This is a genomic window from Tessaracoccus defluvii (assembly GCF_014489575.1).
GTDB lineage: Bacteria > Actinomycetota > Actinomycetes > Propionibacteriales > Propionibacteriaceae > Arachnia > Arachnia defluvii.
The window spans coordinates 2,598,971-2,614,998 of record NZ_CP060789.1 but is presented as its reverse complement, the minus strand read 5'-3'; the positions used below and the strand labels follow the sequence as shown (position 1 = coordinate 2,614,998).

Here is a 16,028-nt window from a genome sequence, read left to right as displayed (position 1 = left end):
AGTGAGGTTTCAGGGTCGGCTGCGACCTGGGTGGACACGCATGTGACAAGGGTGGGGACGGGTGTGCCGAGGTCGGCCCAGCGACCTACTCAGCTCCGCCGCCAGCACTCACACCGTCTGCTGACCCGCCCGGCACACCCCGCGCCGAGGGACCCGCCGTGGGTCGATCGCCATGGGAGGTATGAACTCCGGTGCCCCGTCGGCATTCATCCGGACCTCCCACCGGTTCTCGTTCCTGACGCCGACGGGGCGGCTGCCCGAGGGCAGAGTCGTCTCCGGGTCTCCCTGGCCGATGGGCAGAGTCCTCCCCGGAGCCCCGATATCGAAGTCGGGAACCCACGCGTCCGAGGTGTCGCCGAACCGCTGCGGTTCGACCATCCCGTGGTGGTGACGGCACAGCAGCACCAGGTTGTACAGGGCGGTCACGCCGCCCGCCCACCACGGCACGATGTGATGCGCGTCGCAGAACTCCGGGCGCTGGTTGCAGCCGGGGAAGACGCAGCCGCCGTCGCGAAGGTCCAGCGCACGGCGCATGGCGGGGGTGACGAGCCGCTGCTCGCGCCCGACGTCCAGGACCTCCGACGCGCTACCCAGCACCACGGGCAGGAGATCGGCGTCGCAGCAGAGCCGCCGCAGGTCTCCGGCCGAGATCCGCTCGCCCGTCGCGAGCTTCCCCGCCTGCTCCGCACGCTCGCGCAGCGACTCCTCGCGCATCACGACGACGACGCGCGGACGGTCGCCCGCGACGCCCGGCGCGGTGCGGCGGCGCTGCACGTCGTTGATCAACTGCAGCAGCGCGTCCGCATCCCGCTGAGCCGCGGTGACGGGCCTCTCGAACGGATCGAGGGCCTCGTCCCCGCTGCGCTGGGCGCTGGCCCGGTAGGCGCTGATGATCCGCACGAACTCCTCGCCCTCCAGCACCGGCAGCGAGCCGCGGATCAACATCGATCCATCGTCGGTGGTGAACGTCAGTGAACGGTTCCGCAGCGCCCGGCGCCGCTGGGCCGCCAGGAGGCGCCGCTCCCGCTCGGCCGCTTCCTCCGCCGTCTCGACAGGGGCTACCGCGTCGAGCACGACCTGCCCCATGCGGCGCAGCTGATCTGGGTTCGACGTCGCAGCCGACCCGACCAGGATCTCCGACGCGGCCTCCCGCTGCGCGCTCGTCAGGTTCCGGGGGAGGGCGTCGACGACGGTAGCGATGCTACGGGCCTGCTGCGGCGTCACGTCGCCGGCCAGCGCGGCCTGCTTCACGGCGGGGCTTGAGTTCAGCCCGCGGCCGGCGAACAGCACCCCGGCTGCATCGCGAGGGCTGGCCTTCTCGGTCACTGTCATCCAGCTGGTGATGGACGTGCCGGCGGCCCGTTCGGCCACCCCGCGACGGTCAGCGTCGGCGATGACCACGGCCACCGTCGACTGCAGCCGCGACTCGGCCCGGCGCAGCTCACTGATCAGGGCGAGGTGCTCGCGGGCGCTCTGGGCCAGATGGTGGCGGGGTCGGTGAGGAGGGGGAGGACACGGTCGAGGACGGCACGGGCTTCGGCAATCAGTGCCGCCCCGTGGGTCTCGAGCTTCGTTGCGTCCATGGGTTGATTTTACGACTCAGAGGCCAGGATTCACACAGGTGTGTGAATCCCTGTGGATAACTATTTGCCTCTTGACAACCGTCTCTTTTGGGTCGCGTATCCGGTCCCGGTGCCAGTCCCAGCCCGTTGTCGCCCCGGCCTGTTGCCGTCCCCGCACGCTGCCGTCCGTGCACGAATCTGCATCCCAGGCGCCTCCGGCCCCGAGCCCGTCCCGTGCACGAATCTGGTTCTGGCGTGCATTGCGCTGGCTCAAGCCGCGGCTACGTGCATATGCGCATAGCGGCGGCTCAGCGGAGATTCGTGCTCACCGTGGGCCTGTCGCGCGCCGGCCCGGAGCTTCGGGCAGGCGATCCCGACGGTGGCCCGCATCCCAGGCAACCCCGGCCCCGAGCCCCCGTCCCGTGCACGAATCTGGGTCTGGCGTGCATTCTGCTGGCTCAAGCCGCAGCTACGTGCATATGCACGCAGCGGCCGCTCAGCGGAGATTCGTGCACATGGGGAGTGCTGTCGTGCGCCGCCCGGAGCCTTGTGCAGGCGATCCCGACGGTGGCCGGCATCCCAGGCAACCCCGGCCCCGAGCCCCCCGTCCCGTGCATGAATCTGGGTCTGGCGTGCATTCTGCTGGCTCAAGCCGCAGCTACGTGTATATGCACACAGCGGCGGCTCAGCGGAGATTCGTGCCCATCGGGGGTGTGGTGCGCACCAGCCGGAGACTCGTGCGCACCCGGGGTGTGGTGCGCACCAGCCGGAGACTCGTGCTCATCCGGAGGGCCTGCCGCACGCACCCCCACACACGAGAAACGGCCGCCCCCCAAGGGAGCGGCCGCCCGCAACTCTCCAGCTCTTCTCAGCGACCCGTACCCGCGTACACCGTCGCCGTCTTCTCCGCATCCAACCCGAACGCCGTGTGTGCAGCCCTGACGGCGTCGTCCACGTCATCCGCGCCCACGATCACCGAAATCCGGATCTCCGACGTCGAGATCATCTGCAGGTTCACATCGGCACCCGCCAGCGCCTCGAAGAACGTCGCCGACACACCTGGGTGCGACCGCATCCCGACGCCGATCACCGACACCTTGCCGATCTGGTCGTCGTACAGCAGTTCCTCGAACCCGACGACCGCCTGGACCGCTTCCAGCGCCGCGATCGCCTTCGCACCGTCCGACATCGGCAGCGTGAACGAGATGTCCGTCTTCACATCCGACAGCCGCGAGACGTTCTGGACGATCATGTCGATGTTCAGGTCCTGCTCCGCGACGGCCTTGAAGATCCGTGCAGCCTCGCCGACCCGGTCGGGCACTCCGACGACGGTGATCTTGGCCTCGCCGCGATCGTGGGCGACACCGGTGATGATGGCTTCTTCCATGGTGGGGTCCTTCGCGATCTGGGACTGGTCCTTGACCCACGTCCCGGGCTTGTCAGTAAACGAGGAGCGCACGTGTACCGGCACGCCCTCCCGCCGGGCGTATTCGACGCAGCGCAGGTGCAGGATCTTGGCGCCCGAGGCCGCCATCTCCATCATGTCCTCGTAGCCGATCTGGCCGATGTGCCGGGCTGCCGGCACGATGCGGGGATCGGCGGTGTAGACGCCGTCGACGTCCGAGTAGATCTCGCAGTAGTCGGCGTTCAGCGCGGACGCCAGCGCGACGGCGGTCGTGTCGGAGGCGCCGCGGCCCAGCGTGGTGACGTCCTTCGTCGTCTGCGACACGCCCTGGAATCCGGCGACGATGGCGACGTAGCCGTCCTGCAGCGCCTTCTCGACGCGCCCGGGCGTGATGTCGATGATGCGCGCGTTGCCGTGTGTCGGCGTCGTCAGCACGCCGGCCTGCGAGCCGGTGTACGAGACGGCCTCGATGCCGAGGTCCGACAGCGCCATCGCCAGCAGCGCCGCCGACTGGCGTTCGCCGGTCGTCAGCAGCATGTCCAGTTCGCGCGACTTCGGCCGCGGCGACACCTTCAGCGCCAGGTCCATCAGTTCGTCGGTGGTGTCACCCATCGCCGAGATGACGATGATGACGTCGTGGCCCTCGCCGCGGGTGCGGGCGATCCGCCGCGCCACCCGCTTGATCGAGTCGGCGTCCGCAACAGACGACCCGCCGAACTTCTGCACAATGCGACCCATGCATAACCTCCAGGATTCGTGCCGAGTCTAGTTCTTCGTCGACGGTGACGACGGCGCCGTCCGTGTCATCTCAAACCCCGACGGTGCCTCGACGGCCCTTGCTGTCAGCCGTCAGCCCCGCTCCGCCGCACGCTCCGCAGCCTGCTCCTCGAGCTGCTTCTTGTGTGTCTCGCGCTCCTTCAGCAGCCAGTACGGCGGCTCGGCCAGCAGTTCGCCGACCTGGTCCGCCGTCAGCGCCTCCGTCACGCCACCGCGGGCGAGCCCCGAGCGGGAGATCCCCAGCTTCGCGGCGAGCACATCACGCGGGAACGGCCCGTTCTTCCGCAGCTCCACCAGCCAGGCGGGCGGGTCGGCGCGCAGCGCGTCGAGTTCGTCGCGCGTGATCGGTGAGCGCTGGAACTCCTCCGGTGCGGCGGGCAGGTAGATGCCCAGTTTGGCTGCGGCGGTGATCGGCTTCATGGTCTGGCTCACAGGTGCAGCGTATCCGCTCGCCGGATACCCTGCGGGAATGACGACTCCGGCGCATCTGCCCCTGCGAGTGGGCTACGTGCCCGGCGTGATCCTCACCAAGTGGCGCCGCATCTGGGAGGAGCGCTTCCCCGACACCCCCCTGGCGATCACGCCCGTCACCGAACCCGACGCCCGCGGCGCCCTCCTGCGCGGCGACGTCGACGCCTGCTTCGTCCGCCTCCCCCTCGATGTCGACGGCCTCCACCTCATCCGCCTCTACGACGAGCAGCCCGTCGTGTGGGTGGCGAAGGAGCACGCGATCGCCGCCGTCGACGAGGTGACGCTCGAGGATCTGCTCGACGAGGAGGTCCTGACGGAGGTGACGGCCGTCAACATCGACCGGGTCGTCGCCGAGGTCGCGGTGCTGCGGGTGCCGCTGTCGGTGGCGCGGGGGAGAGCCGCCGCGACATGGTCCACCGCCCTGTCGTCGACGCCCCGCCGACGACGGTGGGTCTGGCGTGGCTGAAGGATGCCGACGACGTGCTCATCCAGGAACTGGTGGGCATCGTCCGCGGCCGCTCGGTCAACAGCTCGCGGACGGCGCGGGAGCGGGAGACGAGGACGACGGACCCCACGGCGCAGAAGCAGCCCCAGCCTCAGAAGCAGGGGCAGAACCAGAAGCAGAAGCAGGGCGCCCAGCAGCCGCGGAAGTCCGGCCCGACGCCGAAGCGCGGGGCGAAGCCGAAGCCGAAGTCGGGCAGGTCCGGTCGCTGAGCCGGCCGCCAGCGGCGCCCCTCAGCTTCGTTCCCTGAGCCGGCCGCTTGCGGCCGTGTCGAAGGGCCCGCACATTTGCCCCCGAACCGCCCCACCCGACCGACCGCCCCGCACCAACCGGTAACCTCGTCCTCGTGACCCAAGCGCCTCACCTCAGCCCCGAAGAACAGCGAGTCCTCGGCTGCCTGATGGAGAAGGAGGTCACCGTCCCGAACAGCTACCCCCTCTCCCTCAACGCCCTCCGCACGGCCTGCAACCAGACCAGCAGCCGCGAGCCCGTGGTCGACTACGACGAGCGCACCATCCAGGACGCCGTCCGCTCCCTCAAGGACAAGCAGCTCGCCCTGGTCACCTGGTCCGATTCCGGCCGCCGCACCCTCAAGTACCGGCAGACGATCATCCCGATCATGGCCCTCGACGACGACGAACGCGCCGTCCTCACCGTCCTCCTGCTCCGCGGCCCGCAGGCCGCCGGCGAGCTGAAGACCCGCACCGACCGCCTCTTCGCGTTCAAGGACCGCGACGATGTCGAGGCCGTCCTGCGACGTCTCGCCGCCCGTGAGGTGCCGCTCGTCGCCGAGATCGGCCGCCGCCCCGGCCAGCAGGACGTCCGCTGGGCTCATCTCTTCGGTGACCTCCCGCTCCCCGTCGGCCAGGCACCCGAGCCCGACCGCGAGCAGATCCTCGTCGACGGCGTCGATGAGCGTGACGCGCAGGTCCTCGCCACCTACGACGCCGTCGCCGCGGCTTACCACGAGACCTTCGCCTACCGCCTCGACGAACGGCCCCTCGAGCGCTGGCTCCTGGACCGGGTCGTCGAGCTGGCAGACGACCGCCCCGTGGCCGACGTGGGTACCGGCACCGGCGTCGTCGCCGCCTACCTGGCCCGCCATGGCGCCGACGTCACCGGCTTCGACTTCTCCCGCACCATGATCGACGTCGCCACCCTCATGCACCCGGAGGTCACGTTCGAGCTCGGCGACCTGCGCCGCATGATGCGCCCGCCGGCCGCCCGCGGCTGGGGCGCGATCACCGCCTGGTACACCCTCGTCCACTATTCGCCGCAGGAGATGGCCGCCCAGATCGGCTACCTCGCCAACCTCCTCGACGACGAGGGCATCCTCGCGCTCGCCACCGACGCAGGAGCCGCCGCCGGCCCGCAGCACGGCTGGCTCGGCCACGACGGCCCCACCCCCTGGGTGGCGCACTCGCCGGCCCAGGTCCGCCAGGCTGTGACTGCCGCGGGTTTGGTGGAGGTCGAGACCTACGTCGAGATCGGCGACGACAAGGACCGCCTCTACATCCTCGCGCAGCGTCCCTGATTCCACCGTCGTCGAACTTCCGGCGACCGCCAGACGTCATCCGCAGGTCAGGCGAGATTTCGACGGCGCCAGCCGCGGACCGCGCCGCCGATTAGGCTCAGGCTATGAGCACAGTTCGGTGGGGAATCGTCGGTACTGGGGCCATCGCTGACGCTGTCGCGGGCGACTTCCAGTTCGTTCCGGGAGGCGACCTGGTCGCCGTCGCATCGCGGAGACAGGCCCACGCCGACGCGTTCGCGGACAAGCACCGCGTCCCCATCGCCTACGGCGACTACCGCTCGCTCATCGAGTCTCCTGATGTCGACGTCGTCTACATCGCCACCCCGCACCCGCACCACCGCGACATCGCGCTGGCCGCCATCGACGCAGGTAAGGCGGTGCTCGTGGAGAAGGCGTTCACTGCGACGCTGGCCGGCGCGGAGGAGGTCGTGGAGGCCGCCCAGTCGAAGGGCGTGTTCGCGATGGAGGCGATGTGGACGCGCTTCCTGCCGGCGGTCGCCGCTGCCCGCGAGGTGGTCGCCTGGGGGCGCATCGGCGACGTCCTCGCCGTCCAGGGCGACCTGTACGCCTACCGCGACTACGACCCGACCCACCGCCTGTTCGACCCCGCCCTCGGCGGCGGCGCCATCCTCGACCTCGGCGTCTACCTGGTGAACTTCGCCCAGGCGTTCCTCGGCAGTGCATGCTCCATCGACAGCAAGGCCCGCTTCCATCCCAACGGCGTCGAGTCGGCGGCCACCGTCAGCATCTCGCACGTCGGCGGCGGGCTGTCGTCGCTGGCGTTCGGGCTCGACGGCCCCGGCCCGGCGAGGCTGATCATCGTCGGGACGAAGGGCTGGGTGGAGGTGGAGCCCCGCTTCCACCACCCGGCGGTGATCACCGTCAACCGGAGCGGGGTGCTGCCGCGGATCATCGAGGCCAAGCCGTCGGGGCGCGGCTACTCGCACGAGTTCGCGGAGGTGACGAAGCGGGTGTCGGAGGGGATGACGGAGTCGCCGACGATGCCGCTGTCGGACACGCTCGAGGTGATGCGGATCCTGGAGGAGTGCCTGCACCAGGCGGGTCGGTACCCGGAAGAGGCGTCGGTCTTCGGTGGCTGAGCCCTTCGAGATGGTTGTTCGGTCCGGGTCCTGAGCTGTCGCGCGACTTCACGTTCCACCGAGGCGAAGTGCGCCAAGACCTCGCAGTGACCGGTTCGTCGATGAGTTCCGTCAGGGAATGAACGCGCGGCCGCGTCTCGGCTACCGAACCTGAGCGAGAGCGACTGACTTCGCAGCCCGCCGGTCTCGCCCGATGCCACGCTGGCTCACATCGTGGTAGCCTGTGACCACTACATCCCCCACGCCTCTCCACGATGCGCACTTGGGGGATTTTCTTGTCTCGAGTCAGGAGGAGCAACGATGCCGAGACCTCGAAACGGAGACCAGATCCCTCGTCCCCGCGGTGCGCTGCACTACGACAAACCGCCGATGACCCTGGACGCGCTTGCAGACCGGCTCGCTACCCGCGGCTTGGCCATCCCGGACCACGATCGCGCCGTGCGCTACCTGCGGCACATCGGCTACTACCGCCTTTCCCCCTACACGATTCCGTTCCGGCGAGAGGGTAGAGACGGCCTGCGCGAGGGCACCACCTTCGACGATGTCCTCGATCTCTACGTCTTCGACCGGACGCTCCGACTCCTGGTCATGGACGCTCTCGAACGCGTCGAGGTTGCCGTTCGCGCAGCTCTCACCGATCACATGTCAACGACCTACAAAGATCCTCACTGGTATGCGGATGGCTCGCACTTTCACGACGGCCGCCGGCATGCGGGGCTAGTGAAGATCATCAAGGACGCCTGCGAAGACCGGCTACTGGGAACGCCTGAAACAGGCGAGGACTCCTTGGTCCACAAGTCCGCGCTCGAGCACTACCTGACCACGTATGGCACGCCGGAGCTGCCGCCCTCCTGGCTCACGGTGGAGATACTGACCATCGGCCAGCTCTCAAACACATACCGCAACCTGAAGCGACGCTCTGACCGTACCGCCGTGGCCAGGAGCATGGGTCTAACCGCACCCGTGCTGGAATCCTGGATGCAGACCTATGTCCGCGTACGAAACGTCTGCGCCCACCATGGCCGGCTATGGAATGTGGGGCTCGGCGTCTATCCGGCGATTCCCAGCGCGCCGTCGATCAGCTGGCTGTCCGGAGAAGACGCACTTCCAGAGCGATCCCGAAAGCGGCTCTACCCCGTCCTCGTGTCGCTACAGAGCATCCTGTCGACCATCTCACCGCGCAGCAGTTGGGCGCGACGACTTTACGAACTCATCGACTCGCGTCCACCCATGAACTTGCGAGGCATGGGCATCCCTGAACAGTGGGCAGACGACGAGTTCTGGAGTCTGCGAATCGCCCACGTACCCATTCAGGACTCGTAAGTAGAAAGACGGCACACGGATTCCTGCTCGGACCACGGTCCTCTGACGACGCTGGCTCAGTCGCGGCCGTAGATGTCCCGCGTGTAGATCTTCCCCGCCACGTCGTCCAAGTCGTCCGACTGACGGTTGCTCACGATCACGTCGGCCCGACGCTTGAACTCCTCCAGATCACGCACCACCTCGGAGTGGTAGAACGTGTCCTCCTCCAGCGCCGGCTCGTAGATGATCACCGGCACACCCTTGGCCTTGATCCGCTTCATGACGCCCTGCACCGACGACGAGCGGAAGTTGTCCGACCCCGTCTTCATCGTCAGCCGGTAGATCCCGACGACCTCCGGGCCTCGGGCGAGGATGTCGTTGGCGATGAAGTCCTTGCGGGTGCGGTTGGCGTCGACGACGGCGGCGATGAGGCTCTGCGGCACGTCGGAGTAGTTGGCGAGCAGCTGCTTGGTGTCCTTCGGCAAGCAGTAGCCGCCGTACCCGAACGACGGGTTGTTGTAGTGCGAACCGATCCGCGGGTCGAGGCCGACACCCTCGATGATCTGCGCCGTGTCCAGCCCACGGGTGGCGGCGTACGTGTCCAGCTCGTTGAAGTAGGCCACCCGCAGAGCCAGGTACGTGTTGGCGAACAGCTTGATCGACTCGGCCTCCGTCGAGTCGGTGAGCAGCACCGGGATGTCGGTGTCGTCCGCGCCCTCCACCATGAGGTCGGCGAAGGCGCGCCCGGCCTCGCCCCGGTCGCCCACGACGATGCGCGACGGGTGCAGGTTGTCGTACAGCGCCCGCCCCTCGCGGAGAAACTCGGGGGAGAACAGGATCGTGGCCCCCGGGTGCCGCTCGCGCAGCTCCTCGGTGAAGCCGACGGGCACCGTCGACTTGATGACGACGACGGCCGCCGGGTTCACCTTCAGCGCGGCCGCGATGACTCCCTCGACGGAGCGGGTGTCGAAGTAGCTCGTCTGCGGGTCGTAGTCGGTGGGGGTGGCGACCAGCACGAAGCCGGCGTCGGCGTAGGCCGCGTCGGCGTCGGTGGTGGCGTGGAGCCGGAGCGGCCGGTTGGCCAGGTGGTCGGCGAGTTCGACGTCGTCGATGGGGGAGACCCTGGCGTTGATCAGCTCGACCTTCGCCGCGTCGATGTCGACGGCGGTGACGTCATGGTGGCGGGCCAGGATGACGGCGTTGGACAGGCCGACATAACCGGTGCCGACGACGACGATCTTCATGTTTGTGAGGTCCCCTCGGTGATGCTTCGCTTGGCGATGTGTTCCCAACAATGCCGTACCGCGGCATTCGGCGATAACCCGGGGGACCCCGTCGGTGGGCAGCGGAGTCACAAAGACGAGTAGAACTCCTCCATGGTGTCGTTCCGCAGCGCCTCGCGGAGCTGGACGATCTTGTCGCTGTCGACGACGACGATCGACTGGCCGTCGCCCGTCATGTCGAAGCCGGCGGTCGGCAGCTGGAACGAGCGGATGTCGGCCGGGTGGAAGTCCTTCATCTGCCAGCCGAGGTCGATGATCGCGTCGTTCGTGAGGCCGGCGTCGACGGTGAAGTTGCCGCCCAGGGTGGTCACGGCCTCGCGGAACTTGCCGGGGTCGGTCAGCGTGCCGGCGGAGGCGAGCTTGGTGAGGACGGCCTTGATGACGTCGCGCTGCCGCGTGGCGCGCCCGAAGTCGCCGTCGGAAAGGCCGTAGCGTTCGCGGACGAAGATGAGCGCGTCGGCGCCGTTGAGGGTGATGTCGCCCTTCGGGAAGGTGGCGCCGCGGCTGCTCGAGGCCTCGCGGTTGTAGACCGTGATGCCGCCCAGGGTGTCGATGACCTTGGTGAAGCCCTCGAAATCGATGATGGCCGTGTGGTCCATCGGCACCTCGAGCAGCTGCTCCATTGTCTCGATGGTCAGGGCGGGCCCGCCCCACGAGTAGGCGGCGTTGATCTTCGCCTTCCCGCGGCCGGGGATGTCGACCCACGAGTCACGGGGATGCTCATCAGGTAGACGCCTTTGCGGTCGCCGGAGATGTGAAGGAGTTGCAGGACGTCGGAGCGCCCGCGCTCGTCGCCACGGGTGTCGCTGCCCATCAGGACGATGTTCAGCGGCGCGTGCTCGACTCCCGGCACCGGTTCGACCGTCGGCGGCCGGTTGCTGCTGCCGGTGGTGGGCATGATGGTGGGCTCGCGGGTGATGTTGTCCAGCGCGTCGATCGCCGACTTCGCGTAGTACGACGCAACGCCTATGCCCCCGCGACGACCGCGACGAGCAGCGCGAGCACGACGAACAGGACCCGTCGGTTGCGCCGCTTCTCCCGACGCCCGACATCGGGCCGGGAGGCATCGCCAGCGGGCTGGTCATCGGGAATCATGTCCGAGCTCATGGCGAACAGCATATGGCGACAGCGAAACCCGTAAGCCGTTGCGGCCCTCGTCGCTAGTTCGTCGAAGCCCGCCCATGCGCGTCGCACGCCGACCCTTCGGGGTGGGGGACAACAGCGAATCGCCAGCGCACAGGTACCGTAGGGCAGAAGGAGCCAGGCGAGACCGAAGGCAGGAGCGCGCAGCTTGCAGTGGAGAGTCCGCGAGACGACAGCGTTTGTCTGTTCCGGAGCAACCCGCGTAGTCGCCGTTGACCTGACCGACGCCTCCAAGCCACCCCTGGCATTCGAGGGGCCCGGTGCCTGCATCTGGAACTCCTTGCTGGGGTCCGGTGCTCAGCGAGTCACCAGAAGTGACACTGAAGTCGTCGCGAATGTGGCCACTCAGTTCAACCTTGCGGTGGACCAGGTCAAGGACGACGTCAGTGTGTTCCTCGGCGAACTTGAGTCGGCTGGGCTCATCGAGCAGAGTGCCTCCGTCGGCGGGGCGAACCGGGGCTCTCTGCGGTGGATGTGCCATGGCAAGGGTTACGAGACGGTTCGGCGGGGACCCCCATGGATGTTGGTGCCCTCCGTCACATCGAGGGAATCGAGATCGCCTACGCGGTGGCTCACGCCATCGGAGTATCGAACGGAATCCGCGTCCTGGCGATCAAGGGTCTGGTAGGTGTCTGGCACGGGCTACGGGAACCCAGGATCCCGTCCGACGTGGATGTCCTCGTCCATCCGGCCGACTTTGACCGCTACCTCGCAGCGCTGGGGACTGCGGGTTGGCGTTCACGACTCGGCGAATTCAATGATTTCCTCGGGCGCCATCACTCTGTGACGGTGCTCAACGAGAAAATGCCGTGTGACATCGACGTTCACCGATGGTGGCCGGGTTTCCTTGCAGACCCAGGAACGGCTTTCGAGAACCTCTGGGCCCGCTCGTTACCGATTGATCTCGCCGCTCGTCAGGTCCCTGCAGCAGACCAAGCCTCCAGCATCCTGTTGATGGCACTCCATTCTCTTCGGAGCAGCCCGGATAACCCCCGGCATCGCGACGAGCTGAGGTATCTCTGCACCTATGTCGATCGCCTCGGCGCAGACTCCGAGGACTTGGCAGGCCTTGCCCACATGACTGGGGCCGACGTTGCGCTGGAGGGGGTGCTGTCCTGCCTTGGAGTTCCCTCGGCCGAGCCAGGGAGCCACCTGGATCTCGAGTTTGTTCGCAGTTGGCGGGAGCGCAGCCATGGCCGGATGCCTGCCGCCCGCGTCTGGTGGCGACACGTCCGCGGCGGATCTCTCTTGACCTGGCCGGGGCGGGTCAAGACCGCTCTGTGGCCGTCCGAGGAACTGTTCCGTGCGGGGCGCAACGTGCCTCCGGGGCGCACGGCGCTCAACGAGGCCCGAAGGGAGCGACTGTTCCACGGCCTGCGCACGCTGCCAGCAGCGTTGCTTGCCTGGGCGGGTATTCGGACACGCACGGTGGTGAACGACTCGGGCATCAAGCCTCGAGAGCCGGCCGGTCTGGCGCCGAGGACACCTGGTGGCAGGAGCGGTGGCTAGGGCCAAATGTGGGCAGTTACCTATTTTGAGTAAGATCTTGATCGGATCGGTGCGAGCCGACAGTCGCCCAGGAGTTTTCGATCGGCCACAAACGTCCCGGCCGCGAGTCGACACTAGAAGACAGGAAGAGTCAGTGACAGAGCGATCCCAGGAAGCACGACCGATCAACGGTTCGGTGGTGGCGATCTCAGGAGGCACAGGCTCTTTCGGGTCGACGATGGCGCGTCATCTGCTGGAGCGGGGGGTCGAGCGGATCCACATCTTCAGCAGGGACGAGACCAAACAGGACGAGATGCGTCGTCAGTTCAATGACGAGCGGCTCCGTTTCTTTCTCGGCGACGTCCGGGACGAGAGCAGCCTGCTTCCCGCGATGCGCGGGGTGGACTACGTCTTCCACGCGGCAGCGCTCAAGCAGGTTCCTTCGTGTGAGTTCTTCCCCCAGCAGGCGGTGCTGACCAACGTCCAGGGGAGCCACAACGTGATTCGCGCCGCCTCCATGGCGGGCGTCAAGTCGCTGGTGTGCCTCAGCACGGACAAGGCGGTCTATCCGGTCAACGCCATGGGCATGACCAAGGGGCTCATGGAGAAGACTGCGCAGGCCTTCGCGCGCAACCACCCCGAGTCGCAGATGACCGTCTCCGTAACCCGCTATGGGAACGTCATGTACTCGCGAGGATCGGTGATCCCGCTGTTCGTGAAGCAGTTGATGGATGGCAAGCCGCTCACGTTGACCGAACCGACCATGACCCGCTTCCTGATGTCCCTGGCAGAGTCGGTCGACCTGGTCGAGCATGCCTTCACCCACGCGGAACCGGGCGACCTCTTCGTGCGTAAGGCCCCGGCGTCGACCGTTGAGGTGCTCGCGCGCGCGGTGGCAGGGCTCCTTGGCGTGGACGACCCCGAAATCCGGGTCATCGGCATCCGCCATGGGGAGAAGCTGCACGAAACGCTGCTCAGCCGTGAGGAGATGGGCAAGGCATCCGACGAGGGCGACTACTTCCGGGTTCCTCTCGACGCCAGGTCGCTTCAGTACGAGCTGTACTTCGACGGGGAGGAGTCGTCGATCGCCCGTGATGACGACTACACCTCGGAGAACACGCAGCAGATGGGCGTGGAGGAGACGAAGGCGCTCCTTATGAAGTTGCCGGAGATCCAGCAGTTGCTCACTGAACGATGACCAGCCCGACTCAAGGTGAGAGAACCAACATCATGACCCCAGTCCCCATCACTGGAGCCCGCGGGTTCCTCGGCTGGCACACTCGCGGGGCCCTGCACGCCGGCGGAATCGAGTCCATTCCGGTCGCCGTTGGCGCTGGCTTTGAGCTGGACTCCGCAGTGGCGGCCCTGGAGGGTGCCTCCCGTTTCATCCACATCGCGGGAGTCAACCGGGCCGCCGATGACGACGTCCGCGATGGGAACATCCTGTTCGCCCAGCAGGCAGCCGACGCGCTCCGCCGGGCCGAGACGCCCCCTGCTGTCGTGGCCTATGCGAACTCGACGCAGGCCGGCAACGGCTCCCAGTACGGCGCGGCCAAGGAGCAGGCTGCGGCGATCCTCGCGGCCGCGGCCGATGACCGTGGAGTCGAGTTCGTCGACCTCAAGCTCCCCAACCTTTTCGGTGAGCACGGTCGCCCGTTCTACAACGCCGTGACCTCCACCTTCTGCCACACCCTGGCCAACGGGGGGCAGCCGCAGGTCGAGAATGACAAGGAACTGACTCTCCTCCATGCCCAGAATGCTGCGGATCTGCTCACGGGGGCGGTCGACCCATCCGAGCAGGACGTCCTGGAACGCAGGGTGCTGGTGTCTGAACTGCTCGAGATGCTTTCGGAGTTCTCCGGAATCTACGCGACGGGCGCCATCCCTGATCTGAGTGATCCCTTCCACCGTGACCTGTTCAACACCTACCGGGCGTACGCCTTCGAGGCGTCCCCCGAGATCCCCCTCGTCAAGCATGCGGACCCGAGGGGCTCATTCTTCGAGATGATCCGAACCCACGGCGGTGAGAGCCAGGCTTCGTTCTCGACGACGGTTCCCGGGATCAGCCGCGGTGACCACTACCACCGCCGCAAGGTGGAGCGCTTCACCGTCCTGGTTGGCGAGGCGACCATCGCGCTGCGGAAGATGTTCACCGATGACGTGAAGGAGATCCACGTGACGGGAGACGTGCCCGTGTCCGTGGACATGCCGACCCTGTGGTCCCACAAGATCACCAACACCGGCTCAAGCACCCTGTTCACATCCTTCTGGGCCAACGAACTCTTCGACGTGGATCGCCCGGACACAGTAAGAGAGTTGGTCTGATATGGCTGGCCGATTGAAGGTCATGACGGTTGTCGGCACTCGCCCCGAGATCATCCGGTTGTCCCGGATCATCGCGGCGTTCGAGGAGTACACGGACCACGTCCTGGTACACACGGGACAGAACTACGACTACGAGCTGAACGAGATCTTCTTCGAGGACCTCGGGATGCGCCGTCCAGACCACTTCCTGGAGGCTGATACCAGCTCCCTGGGTGCCGTCCTGGGGGACGTGCTGCGGGGCACCGAGCGCGTGCTGCTGGAGGAGAAGCCCGACGCGATGGTCGTGCTTGGCGACACCAACTCCTGCATCTCGGCGCTCATGGCGCGGCGGATGAAGGTTCCTGTGTATCACCTGGAGGCCGGCAATCGATCGTTCGATCCCAACGTGCCGGAGGAGATCAACCGGCACCTCGTCGACCACGTGGCTGACTACAACCTTGTCTACACGGAGCACTCCCGCCGCAATCTGCTGGGGGAGGGCCTTCACCCCTCGCGCGTCATCCACATGGGCTCACCGATGCGCGAAGTGCTCGACTACTACGCCGATCAGATCGACGCCTCCGATGTGCTGGAGCGTCTTGGGCTGCAGGCTGGTCAGTACATGGTGGCGTCAGTGCATCGGGAAGAGAACGTCGACCTCCCCACTCGTCTTGAAGGCGTGCTCACCTCACTCTCAGCAGTGGCCGAGGATCAGGGCGTTCCGTTGCTGGTGTCGACGCACCCCCGTACCAGGAAGAGGATCGAGCAGTTCGGACTGGGTGCCTCAGCCAAGGTTGTCCTCCACAAGCCTCTGGGATTCCACGACTACGTGAAACTGCAGAAGCATGCACGTTGCGTGATCTCCGATTCTGGAACCATCTCGGAAGAGTCCACCATGCTGGCTTTCCCGGCCGTAACGTTGCGCGACGCGATTGAGCGGCCGGAAGCGATCGACACAGGGGGCATCGTCATCACTGGGCTGTGTCCACAGGATGTGGTCGATGCCGTCGCGATGACCATCGCGCTACATGGTCAGACGGGGCGAGCCACCGATCCAGATGACTATCGGATCCATGACAGTTCGCGTAGGGTCTTGAACCTCGTCCGCTCAACGGCCAGCACGCATCACGCGCGTGTCGGCCTCCGTCGGAGGTGAG

At 67.0% G+C, this 16,028-nt stretch carries 18 protein-coding genes; 10 read left to right on the top strand and 8 right to left on the bottom strand.

Translation table 11 applies throughout. The features are described from left to right. Window positions 1–108 precede the first annotated feature (108 nt). From H9L22_RS12440 to H9L22_RS12430, 4 genes are all read right to left on the bottom strand, one after another. Window positions 109–1,407, bottom strand: a complete 1,299-nt coding sequence (locus tag H9L22_RS12440; RefSeq protein WP_264292448.1) for an HNH endonuclease signature motif containing protein — start codon at window positions 1,405–1,407, stop codon at window positions 109–111. A gap of 41 nt (window positions 1,408–1,448) precedes the next feature. Continuing rightward, on the bottom strand, window positions 1,449–1,583 hold the full coding sequence (locus H9L22_RS19755) for a hypothetical protein (RefSeq protein ID WP_264292447.1): 135 nt from the start codon (window positions 1,581–1,583) through the stop codon (window positions 1,449–1,451). Between the two features lie 847 nt (window positions 1,584–2,430). Then, the gene (locus tag H9L22_RS12435) at window positions 2,431–3,705 is read right to left on the bottom strand and encodes an aspartate kinase (protein WP_187720207.1); all 1,275 of its coding nucleotides are present in this window, start codon (window positions 3,703–3,705) and stop codon (window positions 2,431–2,433) included. 111 nt (window positions 3,706–3,816) lie between these two features. Then, complete coding sequence (locus H9L22_RS12430) at window positions 3,817–4,176, bottom strand: DUF5997 family protein (RefSeq protein ID WP_226965835.1); 360 nt, start codon at window positions 4,174–4,176, stop codon at window positions 3,817–3,819. A gap of 37 nt (window positions 4,177–4,213) precedes the next feature. Between H9L22_RS12430 and H9L22_RS12425 the strand changes: the two genes are divergently transcribed. The 5 genes from H9L22_RS12425 to H9L22_RS12405 all read left to right on the top strand — a co-directional run bounded on the left by H9L22_RS12425 (window position 4,214) and on the right by H9L22_RS12405 (window position 8,674). Then, entirely contained in the window at window positions 4,214–4,681 is a 468-nt protein-coding gene (locus H9L22_RS12425) for a LysR family transcriptional regulator substrate-binding protein (protein WP_187720206.1), read from the top strand. Next, the gene (locus tag H9L22_RS12420) at window positions 4,624–4,929 is read left to right on the top strand and encodes a hypothetical protein (RefSeq protein ID WP_187720205.1); all 306 of its coding nucleotides are present in this window, start codon (window positions 4,624–4,626) and stop codon (window positions 4,927–4,929) included. The genes H9L22_RS12425 and H9L22_RS12420 overlap by 58 nt, the downstream gene beginning before the upstream one ends. A gap of 134 nt (window positions 4,930–5,063) precedes the next feature. Beyond that, the gene (locus tag H9L22_RS12415; RefSeq protein ID WP_226965834.1) at window positions 5,064–6,251 is read left to right on the top strand and encodes a DUF480 domain-containing protein; all 1,188 of its coding nucleotides are present in this window, start codon (window positions 5,064–5,066) and stop codon (window positions 6,249–6,251) included. Between the two features lie 104 nt (window positions 6,252–6,355). Further along, entirely contained in the window at window positions 6,356–7,351 is a 996-nt protein-coding gene (locus H9L22_RS12410; protein WP_187720204.1) for a Gfo/Idh/MocA family protein, read from the top strand. 369 nt (window positions 7,352–7,720) lie between these two features. Continuing rightward, entirely contained in the window at window positions 7,721–8,674 is a 954-nt protein-coding gene (locus H9L22_RS12405; protein WP_226965833.1) for an Abi family protein, read from the top strand. A 56-nt stretch (window positions 8,675–8,730) separates the two neighbouring features. Here the strand turns inward: H9L22_RS12405 and H9L22_RS12400 are convergent, their stop codons facing one another. The 4 genes from H9L22_RS12400 to H9L22_RS19005 form a co-directional block, all read right to left on the bottom strand. Beyond that, the gene (locus H9L22_RS12400; protein ID WP_187720202.1) at window positions 8,731–9,897 is read right to left on the bottom strand and encodes a nucleotide sugar dehydrogenase; all 1,167 of its coding nucleotides are present in this window, start codon (window positions 9,895–9,897) and stop codon (window positions 8,731–8,733) included. A gap of 107 nt (window positions 9,898–10,004) precedes the next feature. Next, a complete protein-coding gene (locus H9L22_RS19015) occupies window positions 10,005–10,607 on the bottom strand; it encodes an LCP family protein (protein ID WP_264292629.1) in 603 nt (200 codons plus the stop codon). Then, complete coding sequence (locus tag H9L22_RS19010) at window positions 10,571–10,834, bottom strand: hypothetical protein (protein WP_226966376.1); 264 nt, start codon at window positions 10,832–10,834, stop codon at window positions 10,571–10,573. Before H9L22_RS19010 ends, H9L22_RS19015 begins: the two co-directional genes overlap by 37 nt. A gap of 68 nt (window positions 10,835–10,902) precedes the next feature. Beyond that, complete coding sequence (locus H9L22_RS19005; protein ID WP_226966375.1) at window positions 10,903–11,043, bottom strand: hypothetical protein; 141 nt, start codon at window positions 11,041–11,043, stop codon at window positions 10,903–10,905. 184 nt (window positions 11,044–11,227) lie between these two features. Between H9L22_RS19005 and H9L22_RS20490 the strand changes: the two genes are divergently transcribed. The 5 genes from H9L22_RS20490 to wecB are packed head-to-tail and all read left to right on the top strand — an operon-like array spanning window position 11,228 to window position 16,027. Beyond that, the gene (locus H9L22_RS20490; RefSeq protein WP_406707789.1) at window positions 11,228–11,707 is read left to right on the top strand and encodes a PqqD family protein; all 480 of its coding nucleotides are present in this window, start codon (window positions 11,228–11,230) and stop codon (window positions 11,705–11,707) included. Further along, window positions 11,596–12,588 (top strand): nucleotidyltransferase family protein, encoded by a 993-nt coding sequence (locus H9L22_RS12390; protein WP_187720200.1) that lies wholly within the window; start codon window positions 11,596–11,598, stop codon window positions 12,586–12,588. The genes H9L22_RS20490 and H9L22_RS12390 overlap by 112 nt, the downstream gene beginning before the upstream one ends. Before the next feature lie 37 nt (window positions 12,589–12,625). Then, window positions 12,626–13,765 carry a polysaccharide biosynthesis protein gene (locus H9L22_RS12385; RefSeq protein WP_226965832.1) on the top strand — a complete coding sequence of 380 codons (1,140 nt, stop codon included), beginning with the start codon at window positions 12,626–12,628 and terminating at the stop codon, window positions 13,763–13,765. Window positions 13,766–13,797: 32 nt separating this feature from the next. Beyond that, the gene (locus H9L22_RS12380; RefSeq protein WP_187720199.1) at window positions 13,798–14,892 is read left to right on the top strand and encodes a polysaccharide biosynthesis C-terminal domain-containing protein; all 1,095 of its coding nucleotides are present in this window, start codon (window positions 13,798–13,800) and stop codon (window positions 14,890–14,892) included. A 22-nt stretch (window positions 14,893–14,914) separates the two neighbouring features. Then, window positions 14,915–16,027 (top strand): non-hydrolyzing UDP-N-acetylglucosamine 2-epimerase, encoded by a 1,113-nt coding sequence (gene wecB, locus H9L22_RS12375; protein ID WP_264292446.1) that lies wholly within the window; start codon window positions 14,915–14,917, stop codon window positions 16,025–16,027. Window position 16,028 lies beyond the last annotated feature (1 nt).